This window comes from Novosphingobium sp. ERW19, assembly GCF_012641315.1.
In the GTDB taxonomy this organism is placed as follows: domain Bacteria; phylum Pseudomonadota; class Alphaproteobacteria; order Sphingomonadales; family Sphingomonadaceae; genus Novosphingobium.
Genome location: NZ_JABAIC010000010.1, coordinates 1 through 19,398, shown reverse-complemented (window position 1 = coordinate 19,398; position 19,398 = coordinate 1). Strand labels below are relative to the sequence as shown.

24 protein-coding genes are annotated in these 19,398 nt (G+C 63.9%); 10 read left to right on the top strand and 14 right to left on the bottom strand.

Annotation, left to right across the window (positions count from 1 at the left end; genetic code table 11):
- Positions 1-9 precede the first annotated feature (9 nt).
- The 6 genes from HGI46_RS17345 to guaA all read right to left on the bottom strand — a co-directional run bounded on the left by HGI46_RS17345 (position 10) and on the right by guaA (position 6,126).
- Positions 10-570 (bottom strand): YqgE/AlgH family protein, encoded by a 561-nt coding sequence (locus tag HGI46_RS17345; protein WP_168905263.1) that lies wholly within the window; start codon positions 568-570, stop codon positions 10-12.
- A gap of 58 nt (positions 571-628) precedes the next feature.
- Positions 629-3,373 (bottom strand): [protein-PII] uridylyltransferase, encoded by a 2,745-nt coding sequence (locus HGI46_RS17340; protein WP_168905262.1) that lies wholly within the window; start codon positions 3,371-3,373, stop codon positions 629-631.
- Positions 3,374-3,450: 77 nt separating this feature from the next.
- On the bottom strand, positions 3,451-3,822 hold the full coding sequence (locus tag HGI46_RS17335; RefSeq protein WP_168905261.1) for a type II toxin-antitoxin system VapC family toxin: 372 nt from the start codon (positions 3,820-3,822) through the stop codon (positions 3,451-3,453).
- A gap of 8 nt (positions 3,823-3,830) precedes the next feature.
- Positions 3,831-4,121, bottom strand: coding sequence for a type II toxin-antitoxin system prevent-host-death family antitoxin (locus HGI46_RS17330; protein WP_168905260.1), 291 nt, complete (start codon positions 4,119-4,121; stop codon positions 3,831-3,833).
- 41 nt (positions 4,122-4,162) lie between these two features.
- A complete protein-coding gene (locus HGI46_RS17325) occupies positions 4,163-4,576 on the bottom strand; it encodes a GNAT family acetyltransferase (RefSeq protein WP_168905259.1) in 414 nt (137 codons plus the stop codon).
- Positions 4,567-6,126 (bottom strand): glutamine-hydrolyzing GMP synthase, encoded by a 1,560-nt coding sequence (guaA, locus tag HGI46_RS17320; protein ID WP_168905258.1) that lies wholly within the window; start codon positions 6,124-6,126, stop codon positions 4,567-4,569. The genes HGI46_RS17325 and guaA overlap by 10 nt, the downstream gene beginning before the upstream one ends.
- A 416-nt stretch (positions 6,127-6,542) precedes the next feature.
- On the opposite strand from guaA, the gene gluQRS reads away from it, so the two are divergent.
- The 5 genes from gluQRS (at position 6,543) to HGI46_RS17295 (ending at position 9,531) form a co-directional block, all read left to right on the top strand.
- Entirely contained in the window at positions 6,543-7,388 is an 846-nt protein-coding gene (gene gluQRS, locus HGI46_RS17315) for a tRNA glutamyl-Q(34) synthetase GluQRS (RefSeq protein WP_168905257.1), read from the top strand.
- Positions 7,385-7,615 (top strand): HIG1 domain-containing protein, encoded by a 231-nt coding sequence (locus HGI46_RS17310; RefSeq protein ID WP_118072937.1) that lies wholly within the window; start codon positions 7,385-7,387, stop codon positions 7,613-7,615. The genes gluQRS and HGI46_RS17310 overlap by 4 nt, the downstream gene beginning before the upstream one ends.
- 18 nt (positions 7,616-7,633) lie before the next feature.
- Entirely contained in the window at positions 7,634-8,194 is a 561-nt protein-coding gene (locus HGI46_RS17305) for a cob(I)yrinic acid a,c-diamide adenosyltransferase (RefSeq protein ID WP_168905256.1), read from the top strand.
- A 94-nt stretch (positions 8,195-8,288) separates the two neighbouring features.
- Positions 8,289-9,158 carry a 3-hydroxyacyl-CoA dehydrogenase NAD-binding domain-containing protein gene (locus HGI46_RS17300; RefSeq protein WP_168905343.1) on the top strand — a complete coding sequence of 290 codons (870 nt, stop codon included), beginning with the start codon at positions 8,289-8,291 and terminating at the stop codon, positions 9,156-9,158.
- A 55-nt stretch (positions 9,159-9,213) separates the two neighbouring features.
- Complete coding sequence (locus HGI46_RS17295; RefSeq protein ID WP_118072935.1) at positions 9,214-9,531, top strand: hypothetical protein; 318 nt, start codon at positions 9,214-9,216, stop codon at positions 9,529-9,531.
- An 8-nt stretch (positions 9,532-9,539) separates the two neighbouring features.
- Here the strand turns inward: HGI46_RS17295 and HGI46_RS17290 are convergent, their stop codons facing one another.
- Entirely contained in the window at positions 9,540-9,905 is a 366-nt protein-coding gene (locus tag HGI46_RS17290) for a hypothetical protein (RefSeq protein ID WP_168905255.1), read from the bottom strand.
- A gap of 111 nt (positions 9,906-10,016) precedes the next feature.
- Between HGI46_RS17290 and HGI46_RS17285 the strand changes: the two genes are divergently transcribed.
- On the top strand, positions 10,017-10,364 hold the full coding sequence (locus tag HGI46_RS17285; protein WP_118074624.1) for a DMT family protein: 348 nt from the start codon (positions 10,017-10,019) through the stop codon (positions 10,362-10,364).
- Positions 10,365-10,367: 3 nt separating this feature from the next.
- Here HGI46_RS17285 and HGI46_RS17280 read toward each other — a convergent pair whose 3' ends face one another.
- Positions 10,368-10,538, bottom strand: a complete 171-nt coding sequence (locus HGI46_RS17280; RefSeq protein ID WP_162895937.1) for a hypothetical protein — start codon at positions 10,536-10,538, stop codon at positions 10,368-10,370.
- A gap of 147 nt (positions 10,539-10,685) precedes the next feature.
- On the opposite strand from HGI46_RS17280, the gene HGI46_RS17275 reads away from it, so the two are divergent.
- Both HGI46_RS17275 and HGI46_RS17270 read left to right on the top strand, forming a co-directional pair.
- Positions 10,686-11,129: a thermonuclease family protein gene (locus HGI46_RS17275; protein ID WP_168905254.1), complete on the top strand. Its 444-nt coding sequence runs from the start codon at positions 10,686-10,688 to the stop codon at positions 11,127-11,129.
- Positions 11,130-11,173: 44 nt separating this feature from the next.
- Positions 11,174-11,509: a hypothetical protein gene (locus HGI46_RS17270; RefSeq protein WP_168905253.1), complete on the top strand. Its 336-nt coding sequence runs from the start codon at positions 11,174-11,176 to the stop codon at positions 11,507-11,509.
- A 23-nt stretch (positions 11,510-11,532) separates the two neighbouring features.
- On the opposite strand, the gene HGI46_RS17265 is transcribed toward HGI46_RS17270, so the two are convergent.
- Positions 11,533-12,168 (bottom strand): TetR family transcriptional regulator, encoded by a 636-nt coding sequence (locus tag HGI46_RS17265; RefSeq protein ID WP_168905252.1) that lies wholly within the window; start codon positions 12,166-12,168, stop codon positions 11,533-11,535.
- 185 nt (positions 12,169-12,353) lie between these two features.
- On the opposite strand from HGI46_RS17265, the gene HGI46_RS17260 reads away from it, so the two are divergent.
- Complete coding sequence (locus HGI46_RS17260) at positions 12,354-14,102, top strand: bifunctional metallophosphatase/5'-nucleotidase (RefSeq protein ID WP_168905251.1); 1,749 nt, start codon at positions 12,354-12,356, stop codon at positions 14,100-14,102.
- Between the two features lie 318 nt (positions 14,103-14,420).
- Here HGI46_RS17260 and HGI46_RS17255 read toward each other — a convergent pair whose 3' ends face one another.
- Genes HGI46_RS17255 through HGI46_RS17235 form a run of 5 tightly spaced genes read right to left on the bottom strand, consistent with a single transcriptional unit; the run spans position 14,421 to position 17,217 of the window.
- A complete protein-coding gene (locus tag HGI46_RS17255) occupies positions 14,421-14,756 on the bottom strand; it encodes a hypothetical protein (protein ID WP_168905250.1) in 336 nt (111 codons plus the stop codon).
- Positions 14,757-14,764: 8 nt separating this feature from the next.
- Entirely contained in the window at positions 14,765-15,097 is a 333-nt protein-coding gene (locus tag HGI46_RS17250; RefSeq protein ID WP_168905249.1) for a hypothetical protein, read from the bottom strand.
- An 8-nt stretch (positions 15,098-15,105) separates the two neighbouring features.
- Positions 15,106-15,915 carry a DUF1295 domain-containing protein gene (locus tag HGI46_RS17245; RefSeq protein WP_168905248.1) on the bottom strand — a complete coding sequence of 270 codons (810 nt, stop codon included), beginning with the start codon at positions 15,913-15,915 and terminating at the stop codon, positions 15,106-15,108.
- Entirely contained in the window at positions 15,908-16,519 is a 612-nt protein-coding gene (locus tag HGI46_RS17240; protein ID WP_168905247.1) for a lysophospholipid acyltransferase family protein, read from the bottom strand. Before HGI46_RS17240 ends, HGI46_RS17245 begins: the two co-directional genes overlap by 8 nt.
- Positions 16,520-16,563: 44 nt before the next feature.
- A complete protein-coding gene (locus HGI46_RS17235) occupies positions 16,564-17,217 on the bottom strand; it encodes a ferritin-like domain-containing protein (RefSeq protein ID WP_240946857.1) in 654 nt (217 codons plus the stop codon).
- Positions 17,218-17,350: 133 nt separating this feature from the next.
- Here HGI46_RS17235 and HGI46_RS17230 point away from each other — a divergent pair, with 133 nt between their 5' ends.
- Positions 17,351-19,255, top strand: a complete 1,905-nt coding sequence (locus tag HGI46_RS17230) for an alpha/beta fold hydrolase (protein WP_168905245.1) — start codon at positions 17,351-17,353, stop codon at positions 19,253-19,255.
- Positions 19,256-19,398: the final 143 nt, after the last annotated feature.

The following is a 19,398-nucleotide window of genomic DNA, read 5'->3' as shown; positions in this document are numbered from 1 at the left end:
CTCCATCGCTCAGGCCCTGCCGGTCTGCGCGACAAGATGCGAAGGATCGATGCCCTCGCGCTTCCATGCCTGTTGCCAGCGCCGCCCGGTCGGCGTTTCGAACAGGATCTCCGGGCGCCCCTGCGCCGCGTACCAGCCATGATGCCGCATCTCGCCCTCCAGCTGCCCGGCCCCCCAACCAGCGTAACCCAAGGCCACCAGATAGCGGCTCGGCCCGCGCCCTTCGGCAATTGCACGCAGCACGTCCATCGATGCGGACAGGTCGCACAGCGAATTGACCGTCACGCTGCCCTCGCCGCCCCAGTCATTAGAATGCAGCACGAAACCGCGCGCCGTTTCTACCGGCCCGCCGTTGAGGATGGGCACGTCCGGCGCGACACCGGGATCGATGCCGACGTCTTCCAGCAGCCCATGCAACGTGATCCCGTCGCGCACATGGCCGATGCCGATGCCCAGCGCGCCGTGCTCGTCGTGCACGCACATCGCCACCACGGCATGATCGAATCGGGCATCGCCCATGCCCGGCATGGCCAGCAGCAGGCGCCCGGAAAGATATTCGGCTTCACTCATCCCTGAGGACATAGGGACGGGACCTGGCGATTGCGAGTGCGGTCATCGCCTCAGATCCTCACGCCGCCGCCTTGACCTTCCGGTCCTCCGCCGCTTCGAGCAGGCGCTTCTCGACGGTCTTCATCCGGCTCTCGCTGTCGATCTTCTCGCCCAGCACGTCGGTCACGTAGAACGTGTCCACAGCCCGCTCGCCATAGGTGGCGATGTGCGCCGAATGGACCACCAGCCGCGCCTCGAACAGCGCACGCGCCAACTGGTTGAGCAGCGCCGGACGATCGCGCGCGCCCACCTCGATCACGGTGAAGCGGTTCGAGGCCTTGTTGTCGAAGATGACGATCGGGCGCACGTCGAATGCATCGGCACGCGGGCGCGCCAGCGGGCGAGCCGCCAGCTGCGGCACCAGCTTCACCCGGTTGGCCAAGGCATCGGCAATCGCGTTCTTGAGGCGCGCGATCTGGCTTGCCTCGTTGAGCGGACGGCCGAGCGGGTCCTGCACCAGGAAGTTGTCGACCGCTGTGCCATTGCGGGCGGTGTGGATGCGCGCGTCGATGATGTTGCCGCCGGCAAGATGGATGCCCCCAGCGATGCGATAGAACAGGCCGGGGTGGTCCGCCGCCAGCACGGTGACCAGCGTCGCCCCACGTGCCGGATACCAGTGCGCCTCGACCGAAAGGGGCTCGCCCAGCGCGGTGTCCATCTGCTGGAGATTGAGCGCGATGATGTCCTCGGGCTCGGCAATCCAGTAGGCATCGCCCAATTGCTTGCCGACCGTGCCGATCAGCGCGTCGCGCTCGCGCAGGATCGTGGCGACGGCCTTCTTCTTGGCGGCAATGCGTTCGGCGCGGCCATGGGTCTTGTGGCCAAGGCGCAGCATTTCCTCGGCCGAGACGAACAGATCGCCCAGCAGCTGCCGCTTCCACGAATTCCACACGCCCGGCCCCACTGCGCGAATGTCGACCACGGTCAGGATCAGCAGCAGGCGCAAGCGCTCCTGGCTCTGCACCGTGTTCACGAAATCGGCGATGGTCTTGTAGTCGGCAAGGTCGCGCTTGAAGGCGGTGGCGCTCATCAACAGGTGCCAGCGCACCAGCCACGCCACGGCCTCGGTCTCGGCAGCGGACAGGCCCAGACGCGGGCACAGCTTCATCGCCACTTCCGCGCCGAGTACCGAATGGTCACCCTGCCGGCCCTTGGCGATATCGTGCAGCAGCGTCGCGACATAGAGCACGCGGCGCGAGGCAACCTTGCTGACCACTTCGCTGGCCAGCGGGTGATCGTCCTTGACCTCGCCCTTCTCGATGCGCGCCAGCAGGCCGATCGCGCGGATGGTATGTTCGTCCACCGTGTAGTGGTGATACATGTCGAACTGCATCTGCGCGACGACGCGGCCGAAATCGGGCACGAAACGGCCGAACACGCCGGCCTCGTTCATCCAGCGCAGCACCGTCTCGGGATCGTTGCGGCTGGTCAGCGTGTCCATGAACAGCGCATTGGCACGAGGGTCCTTGCGCAGGGCAGCGTCGATCAGGCCTGAATCGCGCCGCGCGATGCGCATCGTCTCGGGGTGGATCTCGACCTGTTCGGCCGCCGCGCACGAGAACAGTTCGAGCAGGCGGACAGGGTCGTCCTGAAAGGTGGTGTCCGATGGCGCGGCGAGCTTGCCCGCATCGATCACGAACGGCCCGACCTTCTTTTTCCGCCGCCCGCGCAAGGCCGCGAGGAAGCCGCGCTTCTCCTTGGCGAACTGGCCGTCAAGCTGCGCGAGGAACACCCCGGTCAGCGAGCCGACCTGCTTGGCCTGCAAAAAGAAGTACTGCATGAACCGCTCGACCGCGCTCTTGCCGGGGCGGTCGGCAAAATTCATGCGGGTGGCGACTTCGCGCTGCAGGTCGAAGGTCAGCCGGTCTTCGGCGCGCCTGGTGATGGTGTGCAAATGGCAGCGCACCGCCCAGAAAAAGTTCTCGGCGCGGCGGAAGGCGCGGTATTCCTCCGCGGTCAGCAGGCCGACATCGACCAGTTCGGAAGGGTCGCGCACCTTGTGGATGTACTTGCCGATCCAGTAGAGCGTGTGCAGATCGCGCAGGCCGCCCTTGCCCTCCTTCACATTGGGTTCGACGACATAGCGGCTGTCGCCCAGCCGCTTGTGCCGGTCGTTACGCTCCTGCAGCTTCTCGGCGACGAACTGCTTTTCGGTGCCGTTGACGACTTCCGCCCAGAACCGGGCCGAAGCGCTGTCGAACAGGTCGCGATCGCCCCAGACATAGCGCCCTTCGAGCAGGGCGGTGCGGATGGTCAGGTCGCTCTTGGCCATGCGCACGACCTCGTCGAGCGAGCGGCTGGAATGGCCGACCTTGAGGCCAAGGTCCCACAGGAAATAGAGCAGCGCCTCGATCACCTGCTCGCACCACGATGTCGGCTTGATCGGGGTAACGAAGGCGATGTCGACGTCGGAATGCGGCGCCATTTCGCCGCGACCGTAGCCGCCCACCGCGATCACCGCGATACGCTCGCCCATCGAGCGATTGCTCGCGCGATAGATGCGCCCGACGACATGGTCGTAGATGATGCGGACCAGCTGATCGACAAGGAATGCCTGCGCCTGCGCGCTCTCGGTGCCAGACGAAGGCTTGGTTTCCAGCCGGCGCGCAATCTCGGCGCGGCCGTCTTCAAGCGCGGTGCGCAACAGGTCCACCACCACCTGCCGCGATTTCTCGCCCTTTTCGGCGAACGCCGCCGCGATGGCATCGGCAAGCTGGCGACGGTCGATGATGGCGCGCTGGTTGGCAATCCGGGGAAGCATCATGCCCCACCCTTATCGCGGGCGTGCCAGATGCGTAAGCGGTTAATGGGGCATTTGCGGGAAGGGTGGCGGTGGCCGCCTCAGATCACCATGACCGGATACTGGCGGATGCACTGATCTGCAGAGACGAGCGTCATGCCTGACACCAGCGCATGGGCGACCAGCAAGCGATCAAGCGGATCGCGGTGCAGGTCGGGCAGGTCCTTGACCTTCGTCCAGGCAGACGCGGGCAGGTCTGCAAGTTCGAAGCCCACCAGCTCCTGCAATTGGTCGATCGGCTCTTCCAGAGGAATGCGCCGCAGATGCTGCAGGTGCGCCAGTTCGTAGGCGTTGACCGCGCTCAGGACGATGTCGTTGTCCGGGTTTGCCAGCGCATTGTGCTGCTCTGCAGTCAGGCGCTGGTCCCCCAGCACCATCCACACAAGGATGTGCGTGTCTATCAGCAGCTTCACGCGTCGGCTCAGCCGAACTTGCGCTTGGTGCGTTCGTCAAACTCCGCGCCTGTCATCGGCGGCGGAATGTCGAAGGCAGACGCGGGCTGGTCCTTGTACTTGTCGGCGAGGCAGCCAAAGGCCGAAAGCCGTTTCGCCGCACGAGCCTCGCGCGCAAGTTGGAGCGCTTCGGGCGTGGGCACCAAGGTAGCAAAGGGCACGCCCGCCTTGTTCACCACAACTTCTTCGCCCCGTGCCGCAGCGGCAAGAAGCTCTGACAAGCGGGTCTTGGCTTCACCGATGTTGACGTGGATGGCCATAGGCAGAGGATGCCTTGGCCAAGGGGGTTGGTCAAGGTGGGCTAGAAGCGCTTGCCCATGGTTACGACGTCCTGCAATTCATAGCCGAGCGAATTGTAGAACCCGCGTGCCGAAGCGTTGTCACCGCGTACCATCAACTGGATCTTGGGACTGCCAAGCGCCTTGAGCCAGTTTTCGGCCGCAGTCATGAGTGCGTGCCCGATGCCTTGCCCGCGGCAGCCCGGCGCGGTGGCGAGGTAATAGACCCAGCCGCGATGGCCGTCGAAGCCGACCATCACGCTGCCTTCCAATGCTGCCGCAATTTCAGCCAGCAGGATCGTCGACGTCGGTGTGGCCAGGGCAAGGTCGAAATCGCCGCGCGGATCGTTCCAGGGGCGTGTCAGTCCGGCAGCCTCCCACAGCGCGACCGTGGCTTCACGGTCCGCCACCGTGGCTGCGCGGATGCTTACTCCCACTCGATCGTGCCCGGCGGCTTGCTGGTATAGTCGTAGACGACCCGGTTGATGCCCTTGACCTCGTTGACGATGCGGGTCGCCACGCGGGACAGGAAACCGGCGTCGAACGGGTAGATGTCGGCGGTCATGCCGTCGGTGCTTGTCACCGCGCGCAGGGCGCAGACGCTGTCGTAGGTGCGGTGATCGCCCATCACGCCCACGGTCTTGACCGGGAGCAGCACGGCAAACGCCTGCCAGATCGCGTCATAGAGCCCGGCGTTGCGGATTTCCTCGAGGTAAATCGCGTCAGCCTTGCGGAGGATGTCGCAGCGCTCACGCGTCACTTCGCCGGGGATGCGGATGGCAAGGCCGGGGCCGGGGAAGGGGTGACGGCCCACGAAGATCTCGGGCAGGCCAAGTTCACGGCCCAATGCGCGGACCTCGTCCTTGAACAGCTCGCGAAGCGGCTCGACCAGCTTCATGTTCATGCGCTCGGGCAGGCCGCCGACGTTGTGGTGGCTCTTGATCGTCACCGAAGGTCCGCCGGTGAAGCTGACCGATTCGATCACGTCCGGGTAGAGCGTGCCCTGGGCGAGGAAGTCGGCGCCGCCGACCTGCTTGGCCTCTGCCTCGAACACGTCGATGAAGGTCTTGCCGATGAACTTGCGCTTGGCTTCAGGGTCGGTCACGCCGGCAAGGCCGCCGAGGAACAGGGCCGAGACGTCCTTGTGAACCAGCGGGATGTTGTAGTGATTGCGGAACAGGCTGACGACCTGCTCGGCCTCGCCCATGCGCATCAGGCCGTGGTCGACGAACACGCAAGTCAGCTGGTCGCCGATGGCCTCATGGATCAGCACCGCGGCGACCGCGGAATCGACGCCGCCGGAAAGCCCGCAGATCACGCGGCTGCTACCCACCTGCTCGCGGATTTCGGCGATCTTGGTCTTGCGGAACTCGGCCATGGTCCAGTCGCCGGTGCAGCCGCAGACGTGGCGCACGAAGTTGGCGATCAGCTTGCCACCGTCGGGCGTGTGGACCACCTCGGGGTGGAACTGGGTGCCGTAGTACTTCTTCTCGTCATTGGCGATGACGGCAAACGGTGCGCCGTCCGACACGGCAACGATGCGGAAGCCCGGGGCGAACTGGGTGACCTTGTCGCCATGGCTCATCCACACCTGGTGGCGTTCGCCTTCCTTCCACAGGCCGTCGAACAGCACGCAGGGTTCGGTCACGGTCAGGAACGCGCGGCCGAACTCCCCCGAATCGCCCGGTTCCACCTTGCCGCCCAGCTGGTGGCTCATGACTTGCTGGCCATAGCAGATGCCAAGGATCGGCAGGCCGGAGTCGAACAGCACTTGCGGCGCGCGCGGAGAGCCATCGGCGGGCACGCTGGCGGGCGATCCCGACAGGATAATGCCTTTGGGCTTCAGACGGTGGAACGCGGCCTCGGCCTGCGTGAACGGCGCGATCTCGGAATAGACCCCGGCCTCGCGCACGCGACGGGCGATAAGCTGCGTTACCTGGCTGCCGAAGTCGACGATCAGGATCGATTCTGAAGGCTGGATGCTCATGCGTGGCCGATAGTGTGAAGGGCCTTTTCTGTCCAGATGCGCGGCAAAATGTGACAGTTGCGTTACATGCAACTGCAAGTGCCCTGTTCGCACTTGCAGCATACGCATATCGGCGTATTTGCACCCTCAGTTCCGATGCTTCCAGCCCACCCTGCCGGATGAACACGAACTGGGAGGATGTCCTGCAAGGTGATCTCAACAGGAGGAACACCATGCGCGCCATTACGGCTTTTGCATTCCCGATCATCCTCGCTGCTGGCCTCAGCAGCCTGATGTGGACTGCCACGCTCGCTTGAGCAGGCAAGGAAATGCGATAAACGACAAAAGCGGCTGCCCCGGCGGGGCAGCCGTTTTGTTTATCTGGCGCACCTTGTGCCACTCTTCCGACAGATCGATCGCCGCGCTAGGCTCCGGGGATGACAATCACCCGCTTTGCCCCCAGTCCCAACGGACCGCTCCATCTAGGGCATGCGTTTTCCGCAATCGTCGCCCACGACCGGGCCATGCGCGACGGGGGTGAGTTCCTTTTGCGCATCGAAGACATCGACGGTGCCCGCTCACGCCCGGAACTTGCCGCCGAGTTCCGCCAGGACCTCGACTGGTTGCGGCTGAGTTACCGGGAAGTTGCCCCCCAGTCCTCGAGAGTTGGAGATTATCGCACCGCTGCCAACGAGCTGCGCGCGATGGGCATTCTTTACCCGTGTACCTGCACCCGCGCCGAAGTTGCCGCCGCCGCCGTGGCCCATGGGCCCGATGGTCCGCTCTATCCCGGCACCTGCCTGCGCCGGGGGCCCACGCCTGGCCCGCAAGTAGCTTGGCGGCTGGACATGGAGCAGGCGACACTGCTGGCGGGTGAACTCGAATGGACCGACGAGCGTCACGGCACGCAGATCGCCACGCCCGAGATGTTCGGCGACGTGATCCTGTGGCGCAAGGATGCGCCGGCCAGCTACCACCTTGCCGCAACGCTTGATGATGCCACCGATGGCGTGACGCATGTGACACGCGGCATGGACCTGTTTCGCGCCACGCACATCCACCGCCTGCTCCAGCATCTGCTCGGGCTGCCGGTGCCGGTGTGGCATCATCATCCCGTGCTGGTGGAGGCCGACGGGCGCAAGCTGGCCAAGCGCCGCGATGCACCCGCGCTGTCCGACCGCAGGCGAGCGGGCGAAGACGGGCGCGCAGTCGCCGCAGAGGTGCGCGCTACCCTATTTGACACTGGTATTTCGCTGTCCGACGCCATAGATCAGTGCCCATGAACTACGTTTTGATCCCGCTGATCATAATCTTCGTCGCGCTGACGGTCGTCTCGCTCGTGCGCGGGATCATCGCTTTCCTGAACAGCACAAAGGAAGACCTGAACCGCGATCCCGTTTCCGGCGCGACAGCGAACCAGTTGTTGCAGAACAAGATGATGTTCAACCGCATCAAGTTCCAGGGCCTTGCCGTGCTGGCCGTTGCGATCCTGCTCGCGTTCTCGCGCTGAGGCGCGGTTCTTTCCAGCATGGTCAAGCTCAACAAAATCTACACGCGCACCGGCGATGACGGCACGACGGGCCTCGTCGACGGTTCGCGCCGGGCCAAGCACGATGCCCGCATGCAGGCCATTGGCGAGGTGGACGAGGCCAACAGCCTGATCGGCCTCGCGGCGGTGGTCGCTTCGGACACAACGATGCGCAACCTCCAGCGCATCCAGAACGACCTGTTCGATCTGGGCGCGGATCTCGCCACACCGGGCGAGGATTTCACGCCTTCGGAGATGGTCCTGCGCGTGATGGCTACCCAGGTCGCGTGGCTTGAAGCCGCCATCGATGCCCTGAATGAAGACCTGCCCCCGCTGACCAGCTTCATTCTGCCCGGCGGCTCCGAAGCTGCCGCGCGCATCCACGTGGCCCGCGCCACGGTGCGCCGGGCAGAGCGCAGCGCAGTGGCGCTGGCCGATGCCGAGCCGGTGAACCCGCAGGCACTGGCCTATCTCAACCGGCTTTCGGATTACCTGTTCGTGCTGGCCCGCGCGACCAACGCGGGCAGCGATCCGCTTTGGGTGCCCGGCGCCTCGCGCTGAACCGAAACGCGCCTCGCGCTAGGAGCAGGTGGACTCAGGGGTTTGCGCTCGCTAACCGCCATCCCGCATCTTTTCGGAGCGGGACATCCACATGATCAAGACGGTTGCAGTGATCGGTGCGGGCCAGATGGGTTCAGGCATCGCCCAGGTTTCGGCGCAGGCGGGGCTGAAGGTCCTGCTCGGCGACGTGTCGATCGATCTGGCGGACAAGGCCAGGGACAAGATCGCCAAGGGCCTTTCCAAGCTGGTCGAGAAGGGCAAGGTTGATGCCGCGCTTGCCGCCGCTACGGTTGCCAACCTGCACACCTTCTCTGATCACGCTGCCCTTGCCGAAGCCGATCTGGTGATCGAAGCGGCGACCGAGCGCGAGGACATCAAGCACAAGATCTTCGAATCCGCCGGCAAGCATCTTGCCCCCCATGCGATTATGGCATCGAATACCTCGTCGATCCCGATCACGCGCATGGCCGTGTCGTCGCCCGATCCGGAACGCTTCATCGGCATCCACTTCTTCAATCCGGTGCCGCTGATGAAGCTGGTCGAGGTCATTCCCGGCCTTGCCACTTCGGTTTCGACGATTGAAGCCGTGCGCGATTACGTGGCGAACATCGGCAAGGAAATCGTGCTCTCGCAGGATGAGCCCGGCTTCATCGTCAACCGCATTTTCGTGCCCTTCATCAACGAGGCCGCTTTCGTGCTCGGCAGCGGCACGGGTTCGATCGTCGACATCGACAAGGGCGTGAAGCTCGGCCTCAACCACCCGATGGGCCCGCTCGAACTGGCCGATTTCATCGGGCTCGACACGCTGCTCGAGATCATGAAGATCTACCTCGCCTCCACCGGTGACCCGAAGTACCGCCCGGCCCCGCTGCTGCAGAAGTACGTCGAGGCCGGCTGGCTCGGCCGCAAGAGCGGGCGCGGGTTCTACGACTATTCCGGCGAAGTGCCGGTCCCGACCCGCTGACACGCAGGAACGGCTGCACGATCAGGGCGTAGTCTCCGGCAAAGGAGCTACGCCCATGATCGACGACAAGACACCCGCGCCCGAAGCCGTGAACACCGAGCAGGAAGACGGCGATACGCAGGCGCAGACCGTTGCCGACGAGGCACTGGCCCGCGCCACCAGCGTGCTGGGCGAACAGGACCTGGGCGACAAGGTCGGCGGGTCCGGTCTCGACGATGCCGACATGCCCGACCTCGTCGATCACATGAAGCAGATGGTCAGCTCGGGCCAGATCGACATGAGTGCCTATCGCGGCGAGCGCAACGACGATGATGAAGCCGGAATCTACGGCGATGGCGTCCCCGAAGACGACGACACTCCACGCGGAGCCTGATGGCCCGGTCAGGGCACGAGTTGGTCCTGCCCTGCCTCCATTGCGTCGGCAGGCGCGTCCGGGTTGACCTGGTCGGCCTTCATCTGGTCAACCGAGACACCTTCGGGAAGCTGGCGAAGTTCGACCATCTTTCCGTCCCGTTCGATCTCGCCGATCAGCCGCCCTTTTCCGTCGGAGGCATCGCCTTCCGCGGCCCACTTTTCGAATGCGGACTGTTCGGGGAGCGCTGCGGCAGCTTCGGCTGCAGCGCCCTCGGGCTCCAACGGAACGGCCGACCTGTTGTTCATGCCACTGGCAATCAGGGCACCGACAACCAGCACGCTACCGCTCAGCAGCAGCACGGCGAAGCGATATGTCGATCTGGCATCGGACATCGGCTAACTCCGGCGAATGACCTGGCGTGATTACGCAGTGAAGCGTTAAGATTCGCACAACTTTCGCACACCGGGCCGATCGCCACCCTCTCCATGGAAACGCCCAGACCCATGACCACGATTGCCCTGCTCGTCCTGTCCAATCTGTTCATGACCATCGCCTGGTACTGGCACATTCAGGGCGGCCCGGCAGCCGTGGCGCAGCGCCCGCTGTTGCTGGTGATCCTGATCAGCTGGGGCATTGCCTTGCTGGAATACTGCCTCGCCGTGCCGGCCAATCGCATCGGCGCGCTCAACGGGTGGAGCGCCGGTCAGCTCAAGATCACGCAAGAGGCGATTGCGCTGATCGTCTTCGGCGTGTTCATGGTGGTCTTTCTGAAAGAGCCGCTGCACTGGCGGCACTTCGCCGCATTTGTCTGCATCATGGCCGCGGTGGCGTTCCTCTTCACCGGCAAATAGCGGCTATTCCGGGTCCTTGGCCCAGGGATCGACGTGCGCCGACTTCGCCGGCTCGTGCGGCTCGCGCTCGCTGGGCGCGGGCACCAGTGACCACGTCAGCAACAGGATCGAAGCCGCCCACCACAGCGCCCTCCAGCGGCTGGCAAAAATGGTCGTGAGGCGCGGTCCGAACATGGAACGAGCTTGGCACAGGCCGGTTATCCAGTGGTTACCACTGAGAGAAAATCCTGAGCCAAAGACCTGAGAGCCGACGCTGAGTCCCTTTCCTGATCGGAAAGATACGGAGACGCGCACGCTTGGCGGTTGGGCCAGATCCGGACAATGTCCCACGCCTCCCTGCTTCTCGCCGCTGCCTTCGCCTCACTGGCGCTCGCCGCTTCATCGCCCTCTCCTGCCGCGCCCGCCGATGCCCGGCTGCACCGGTTCGAGATCTGCTCGCCCGGTCCGCGCGTCACTTGCGTTGTCGACGGGGATACCTTCTGGCTGGAGGGCACCAAGATCCGCATCGCCGATATCAACACGCCGGAAACCTCGCAGCCGTCATGCGCTGCGGAAGCCAGGCTTGGCCTGCAGGCGACACGCCGGCTGGTCGAACTGCTGAATGCCGGGCCGTTCAACCTTGAAGTGCAAGGGCGCGATACCGACCGCTATGGCCGCGCGCTGCGGGTCGTCACGCGCAACGGGCGCAGCCTTGGCGCGATTCTGGAAGCCGAAGGCCTGGCCGAACACTGGAAGGGCCGGCGCAGCAGTTGGTGCAGGGCCTGAACCAAGCTACAGCATGGCCCCTGCAACGACTGGGGGAGCATGCAATGGTGTTCAGAACCTATCTCATCGTGGCGTGGCTGGCGCTGGCGATCTTCACCGCAGTCGTCATGGCAAACCACGGCTCGGGGCTGTTTCCGATCTTCTTTGCCGACATTGCCGCCGCGGGATGGCCTGGCCAGTTCAATGCCGATTTCGCCACGATGCTGGCCCTGTCGGCACTGTGGTGCAGCTGGCGCGGCAACTGGTCAGTCATGGCAATCGCCCACGCCCTGCTCGCCTTCGTGGGAGGCGGCATCGTGCTGATGGCAACATTGCTGATCCTGCATGTGCGGCACAATGGCGATATGCGGCAGGTCCTTCTGGGTGACCGGGCGCGCTGATCGGCCGCGCATGACCGAAGGCTTCAGGCGGCGCGGAGGCCTGTCAGCGCCTTTGCACCGCGATCCTGGGCCGAAAGCCCGTCGAACACGGCATCGACGATGCGCGCCAGCTTGTCCTCGTTCAGGCGTTCCATGAACGTCGTCATGGTGTTCAGCGCGCAATAGGGCGAGCACATCTGGTTGACGAGGCTGATCGTCTCATCGACTTCCAGCCCGGCAAAGTGCCCGTCGCTCATCGCCTCGCCGATGATTTCGCCGAGGTAATGATCGGCAAGGTCGATGTAGCTGCGGATCTGTTCGAAGTTCTCGTTGCCGACCTCGATGTAGGTCTGCAGCTTGGCCGGGTCGGCCTCCCATTTCTTGCGCATCACGATGAAGCGGCGGGCGAAGAATTCGTACATCTTCCGGCGTGGGGGCAGGTCGCTTGCCAGCACGTCTTCCATGATGTCGACCATCGGCTTGAACCAGTGGTCGGCAATCGCCTCCATCAGGTCATCGCGACCCTCGAAGTAGCGTGAAAGATTGGCCTGGCTGATACCGGCGCGGGCGGCCAGCTCCGACAGGTTCAGCCCGGCCCCGCCGCGCTCCTCGACCATGGCTTGCGCCAATTCGACAAGCCGGGCGCGCATGGCGTCTTGCTCTGCTGCGGATTGAGCCATGTTTCCCTGTGCGTCCTGAGTCTTGGGCCTCTTGCGCATTGTAGGGAGGCGCAGCGGCCTAGACAATGGGCGCGCATACGAAGGCTCTTTTGCCGGCCTCCGCATAAACGGCCTTCAAAGCGCAACACCGATGGGCTAGGTCGCCCTCAACCGGTTGCACCCGTTACGATAAGGTCGCTTTCCCGATGCATCAGCCCGTGCGTTTTTTCCTGCCCTTGGCCCTGTCCGGACTTCTCGGCGCCTGTGCCGCGCCGATGGCCGGTGGCGGAGCCTCGGGGCCGGTCGAGGTCGGCATCGTCGGGATCAACGACTTTCACGGCAGTCTCGAACCGCCGCGCCAGGCAGTGAATGTCAGCGATGGCAATGGCGGCGTCACGCCGGTGCCGGCCGGCGGCGCGGCGTGGCTGGCGTCTGCGGTCGATTCGATCCGCGCGAAGCACCCACAGTCGATGACGGTTTCGGCCGGGGACATGATCTCTGCCTCGCAGCTGGCGTCGTCGCTCTATCTCGATGAACCGGCCATCGGCGTGATGAACCGCATCGGCGTGGACTTCAACGCGGTTGGAAATCACGAGTTCGACAACGGCCAGCAGGAGTTGTTGCGCAAGCAGAACGGTGGGTGCGAGAAGTTCACCGCGAAGGAGCCTTGCGCGCTTGAGAAGTTCACCGGGGCGACGTTCAAGTACCTCGCGGCAAGCACGAAGCGCGCCGATGGCTCGACGCTGTTCCCGGCGACGGGCCTCAAGACCTTCGGCTCAGGCAAGCGTGCGGTGACCGTTGGTGTGATCGGGCTGACGCTGAAAGGCACGCCCAATCTGGTAAACCCCACTGGCATCCAGGGGCTGACCTTCGAGGACGAGGCCGACACCATCAACGCCGCTGTCCCTGCGCTGAAGGCGCAAGGGGCGGACGCCATCGTCGTGCTGATCCACGAGGGCGGGCGGACAAAGGGCGATCCCGATCCGCAGGGGTGTAACGACTTTGCCGGAGACATCCGCCCGATCCTCGACCGGCTGGACACGCGCGTGGACGTGGTCGTTTCGGGCCACACGCATTGGTCCTATGTCTGCGACTACGGCCAGCTCAACCCGGCCAAGCCGTTCCTGCTGACCAGCGCGGGCGTCTATGGCGAACTGGTGACCGACATCACGCTGCAGATCGATCCGGTGGCGGGGCGGGTAGTCTCGAAGCGGGCCGAGAACGTGATTGTGCAGTCGGTGCCCTATACCTCCACACGCGGGCCGCTCGGCAACACGCCCCTGTTCCCGCAGTTCCAGCCGCGCGCCGATATCGCCGCCTATGTAGCGAAGTACGTCGAGGCATCGAAGGAATATACCCAGCGCCCGATCGGCAAGATCGACCGCGCAGCACCCAAGAACGAAGGCGCGGAAGGTGGCGCGGGCGGCCCCTTGGGCAACCTCATCGCCGATGCGCAACTCGGCGCGACGCGCGACAAGGGCGCGCAGATCGCCTTCATGAACCCCTTCGGCATCCGCGCTCCGCTGGTCCCGGCGGCGGACGGCACGCTGACCTTCGGCGACATCTACTTGTGCCAGCCCTTCGGCAACAACGTGGTGACCGAGAGCATGACCGGCGCTGAGATCAAGGCGGTGCTGGAAGAGGGGCTGGACGACACCGGCCCCAAGCAGACCCTCGCCCCCTCAGCAGGGTTCGTATTCCGCTACGACCCGGCGCGGCCCTCGGGGAACCGCATCGTGACGATCACGCTCGACGGCAAGCCGCTGGACATGGCGAAGACCTACCGCGTGACGGTGAACGGCTTCCTCGGCCTCGGCGGCGATGGCTTTTCAGGCTTTGTCGGCAAGCCCGATACGGTCACGGGCCCGACCGACATCGACGCGCTGGAAAGCTGGATCAAGGCCGTGCCGGTGCGCGCCGTGCCGCAGGAGGTGCGGGCTGGGGTGGTGAAGTAGCGCCGCCCCCAACCCACCCAGTCACCCCGGCGCAGGCCGGGGCCCACGACCTGTCAACGTTGCGAAACCTCGCGGTCAGCAAGGCCGGACCTAACCGCAATGGACCCCGGCCTGCGCCGGGGTGACGGTTGGGGAGTGGCGAAAGAGAGATGCAGTCGAATAACCTGTTCCTCATTGACGCTCGACGTCTGTCTTCCGTCATCCTGAACTTGTTTCAGGATCCAGTTTGCCGATTGCACCGCCGCTCGAGCCCAAAGATGGACTCGGAAACAAGTTCAGGGTGACGGAAGACGGCTGCTTCTGGATGACCAAATGATGTTATCGTCGCGAACGGAAGAGTCGGCGCTGCGCTTCGCTGATTGCGCTTTCATCCCAATCGATCTCGCGCCGAGAAGGTGGCAGGTAATCACGGCGCGCAGGATCATCGTATATCAGGGTCGCGTGAATGCCTTGTGCCTCACTTTTCAAAATTGGACGTTCCCATACACGGGCCAGAATAACATCAGCGACTTCCTCACTCGTTCGCAGGATGACATCTTCAATCACGTCAATCTCCTCGCCGTTAGGAAACAGCGTTGCAAACTCCTCGTCCGTAGCTTGGAAGACGCTAAATGTGGCATTCATCGCACCATCGATGATCAAGATATTTTTCACAGGTCAGGTCAGGCCACGCCATTGCAATGCACGTTCTCGACAGTGTCAGATTTGGGATTGTAGCGCACGTTGATTACCCCGCAGCCGCCGTCAAAGACCTGAGGCAAATCTGAGATAGATTTTACCCAGCTGCGGCTCCCGCTTTTCCCGAAGACCAGCGTGCCCACCACTATTTTTCCGTCCCGAGTATAAAACCGGTCATACTTTGAGATTGGTTCGGCCCCCTGGGGCAGGACCAATTGTTCTTCAATCCTGTTCATCAACTTGTCGTGCGGATCAGCATCGCGGTCCGTGCATGCCGAGAGTATGAAGGAAATGAAGAGGAGAATGGTCAACTTCATCGGCACTTCTACCCCCGCTTCGGCCACCAAGGCACAAACCCCGAAGTCCGCTCGACGTATTCCCGATACCCCGGCCGGCGTTCTTCCATGCCCTTTTCGAGCAGCGGTTTGCCCGACCACTTGGTCAGCGTGAACGTCAGGAACACCGGGCCGATCACGCTCGCCAGCGCCACCCACAGACCTGCTTCGGCGGTGGCGAGCCAGATGCCCCACCAGACGCAGGCGTCGCCGAAATAGTTGGGGTGGCGGGTGTAGCGCCACAGGCCGGTCTGGAGCACCTTGCCATTGTTGGCGGGATCGGCGCGGAAGGCTTTCAGCTGCGCGTCGCCCACCGCCTCGAACGTGATGCCGACCAGCCACAGCGCGGCTCCGGCCATGGCCAGTGGGCCGATCGGCGCGGGCGCTCCGCTGGCGAGCACGCCGAGCTGGGCGGGCAGGCAGGTGATGAACAGCAGCAGCGCCTGGGGCAGGAAAACGAACTTCAGCGCTGCCGAGGCAAAGCGCCCCTGCGCCTTGGCCTTGCCCAGCATCTTCGCATAGCGCGGGTCTTCGCCGTGACCCTGCCAGCGGGTGTAGAGATGCCACGCCAGCCGCGCCGCCCAGATCACCGCCATGGCCGCAATCAGGCTCGCCCGCGCGCCGGGGCCTCCCTTGATATGCAGCCACGAAGCCAGCGCCAGCACGCCCATGCCGCCACCCCACACCGCGTCGATGAAGCTGACATCGCCGATCCGTACTGCCACCCGCCACAGCAGGCCCATGCCGATCACGAGGATCGCGGCATTGATCAGCAGGGCGGGGACGAGCGTATCAGGCATCGAGGTTCTCCGGCGGTTCGGTCAGCCCGCGGCCGGGGTGCTTCGGCGTGACCTTGCGGTAGACTTCGAAGATCTTGCGCATGTCGGCTTCATAATCGCCAGATGGCCAGATGGCCGGGCCGAGGCCACCGGTCTTCGTCCCGTAGTCCATCATGCCGACGACCATCGGCACCTTGGCCTTCAGCGCGATATGGTAGAACCCGCTGCGCCATTGGCCGACCGCGCTGCGTGTGCCTTCGGGCGCGATGGTCAGCATGAAGCGGTCCCGCCGCGCGAATTCGGCAACCATCGCATCGACCACGTTCTTGCGCGCCGACCGGTCGATCGAAACGCCGCCCATGTCGCGCATGAAACCGCCCAGCGGCCAGCGGAACAGGCTGTCCTTGGCCATGAAGTGCGGCTTCAGGCCAAGATCTTCGGTCAGGCCGATGAAATAGAGAAAATCCCAGTTCGACGTGTGCGGCGCAGCGATGATCACGCAACGGCCATCCGCAGGCGGGGTGCCGTGCGCCTTCCAGCCGCGCATGCGATAGAACGTGACCAGTGCCTTGCGCACGATCCGCGATAGCAGGCTGGGCCTGCGGTCCTCGATTGCCCCGTCCATCCACTTCTCCCCGCTGCAAGATTAGCGCGGGAGCCGTGCCCTGTCTAACGTTCCCCGGCATCAGGCCAAGCGACCATCCGCGGCGTCGAGCGACGCAGGAACAGGCTGGGCAGTTTCACCAGCATCAGCGATTTGTGAATCCAGTAATCGGCCCAGCGCTCCTGCCATTTCGCCTTTTCCCGCCCCTGCGCATCGAGCCAGGCGGCATAGGGCATCCAGTGATCAGGCTCGTCCTTTTCGACCACCTCGAAGATGCGCTTCAATGCCTTGTCCGAGCGCACGTGGCTGTTGTGGAGCAGGATCTCGACCTGCCGCATGCCGCGCTGTTCGGTCAGCATGATGACCCGGCACAGCTTCTCGAACGCCTCGGGACTGGCGATCACGCCCTGCGTGTCCAGTTCGTCGATCGAGCAACCGAACACCTTGTGGATGAAGCGATCGATGTGGCCGCAGGTGGAATCGACGGCGAGCGGCATCGTCCCGCGCAGTTCGAACCAGCGCCGAAACATCACATAGTGCTTGCGCTCGTCCGCGCGATGCTTCTCGATTGCGGCGATGAAGCCGGCATCATCCGGACATCGCGCCCGCACCGCATCCAGCACACGGTCAAGCGAAGTATATCCGCGATGTTCGTTGTAGATGTAGATCGACGCGAGGACGTCAAGAAAACGGGCGCGAAACAGGGATAGGGCGCGCATCATTGCAACATCATGACATGCATTCGCAGCAGGGCAAGTCTTTCCCGCACAACGGCAAATCGCACTTGCAGTATGCAAGCGACCTGACCACTCCTCGGCAATCACGATTTGTTACAGGTGGGGCATGGGGTATTTGAGCGGCGTTACTGCTTCGGGTCTGGCGCTGGCAGCGGCGCTTTGTGTTTCCTCGCCAGCCGCAGCCGAGCGGCCGATTGCTGATTTTGCCCGACTGCCTGCAATTGCCGGGCCGGAGCTTTCTCCCAACGGCAAGCAGATCATTGCGCGGGCCGCGCAGAATGGCGCGCAGAAGATCGTCATCTTCAACACCGATCGTTCAGGCGAAAGCACGGTCATCGATGCCGACAAGGGCGATCTCAACTGGTATCGCTGGGTCAACAACGACTGGCTTATCGCCAACGTCGGCAATGTTGCGCTGGACACCGGGTTCTATGTTACCCGGATCGTGGCGTTCCGGGCCGATGGATCGAAGATGCACTATGTCCAGCAGAAGGAAGTCGGCCAGCACGCCGGCGACGTGATCTGGCAGGCCAACGACGGTTCCACGCGCATCCTTCTGGCATCGCAGAAGTCCGTCTATGCAAGCGACCCCGATTTCTGGCCGGAAGTCTCGCTGGTCGACGTGGCGACGAACAAGTTCGACAAGGTCGTCTGGCCGAAGGAAGGCGTGATGTCCTGGTATGCCGATGGCAGCGGCGCTGTCCGCGTCGGCATAGGCGATGAAAATGGTGGCCGCGATCACCGCCTGCTCTATCGCGATCGTGCGCAGGACGGCTTCCGGGTGGTGGCAAGGACCGGCGAAGGCAAGAACGACCTGCCCGTGCCGGTGCTGTTCCTTGCCGAACCGGGCAAGGCCGCGGCCTTCAGCGACAAGAACGGGCGCACGGCGCTCTACATGCTCGACCTGGCCACGATGCAGACCGGTGCCATGCTCTACGAAGCGCCCGAGCATGATCTGGATTCGCTGATCGCCGATCCGACGGAAACGCAAATTCGCGGCGTCCGCTATACCGACACGCGCCGCCGCACAGTGTGGTTCGATCCCAAGATGCAGCAGGTCCAGGCGGGGCTTGAACAGGCCTTTGCGGGCAAGCAGGTGCAGATCGTTTCGCAAAGTGCCGACGAGCAGACATTCGTCATCCGCGAGAGCAGTCCTTCGGCGCCGGGGAGCTATTACACCCTGTCGCTCGGCACAGGAAAGCTGGCCATGCTGGGGATGGAGAACCCTGCCATCGGCAACAAGCCCCTCGCCGCGGTCAAGACCATCAGCTACACCGCGCGCGACGGGATGAAGCTCAACGCAGTTCTTACCCTTCCTTCGGGCGGAACCTCGAAGAACCTGCCGCTGATCGTCCTGCCGCACGGTGGCCCGCGCGCCCGCGATTATGAACACTGGGACTTCTGGACCCAGTTCCTCGCCGACCGCGGCTATGCCGTCCTCCAGCCGAACTATCGCGGCTCGACCGGTTTCGGCGCTGCCTATACTGCCGCTGGCGACGGCGAATGGGGCCTCAAGATGCAGGACGACGTCGACGATGCCCGCGCCTGGGCGGTGACGACAGGTCTGGCCGATGGCAAGCGCGTCTGCATCGCAGGCGGCTCCTATGGCGGCTATGTTGCCATGCGCGCGGCAGAACGAAATCCCGACCTCTATCGTTGCGCCATCAGCTTTGCCGGCGTCTCCGACCTGCCTGCGATCCTCAAGTTCGACAGCCAGTTCGTCGGCGGCCTGGGCAACCTCGACTATTGGAAAAGCCGCGCACCCGATCTTCGCGCCGTGTCGCCCATCAACAATGCCGAGCGGACCGGCATCCCGATCCTCGTGATCCACGGCAAGAAGGACCTGAGGGTGCCGCTCGCGCAGTCGAAGGACTATGTCGAAAAGCTCAAGAAGGCAGGCAAGCCGGTCGAATTCTACATCCAGCCCGAAGGCGACCACCACTTCAGCCGCGAGGAGGACCGATTGAGCTTCCTTGGCCAGATGGAAGCCTTCCTCGACAAGCACAACCCGGCAAACTGATAGCAAGGTTGTGCTTTGCGCTTGCGCCGGGGGCCTAGGCGGCGTGGACAAATTCCACAGCGCCACGGCTGGAGGCAAAAACCGCCAGTTCAAGGAGGCGAGGAAGCGCAATATCGGGAATATTGTGCGACGAGCCGACGCCG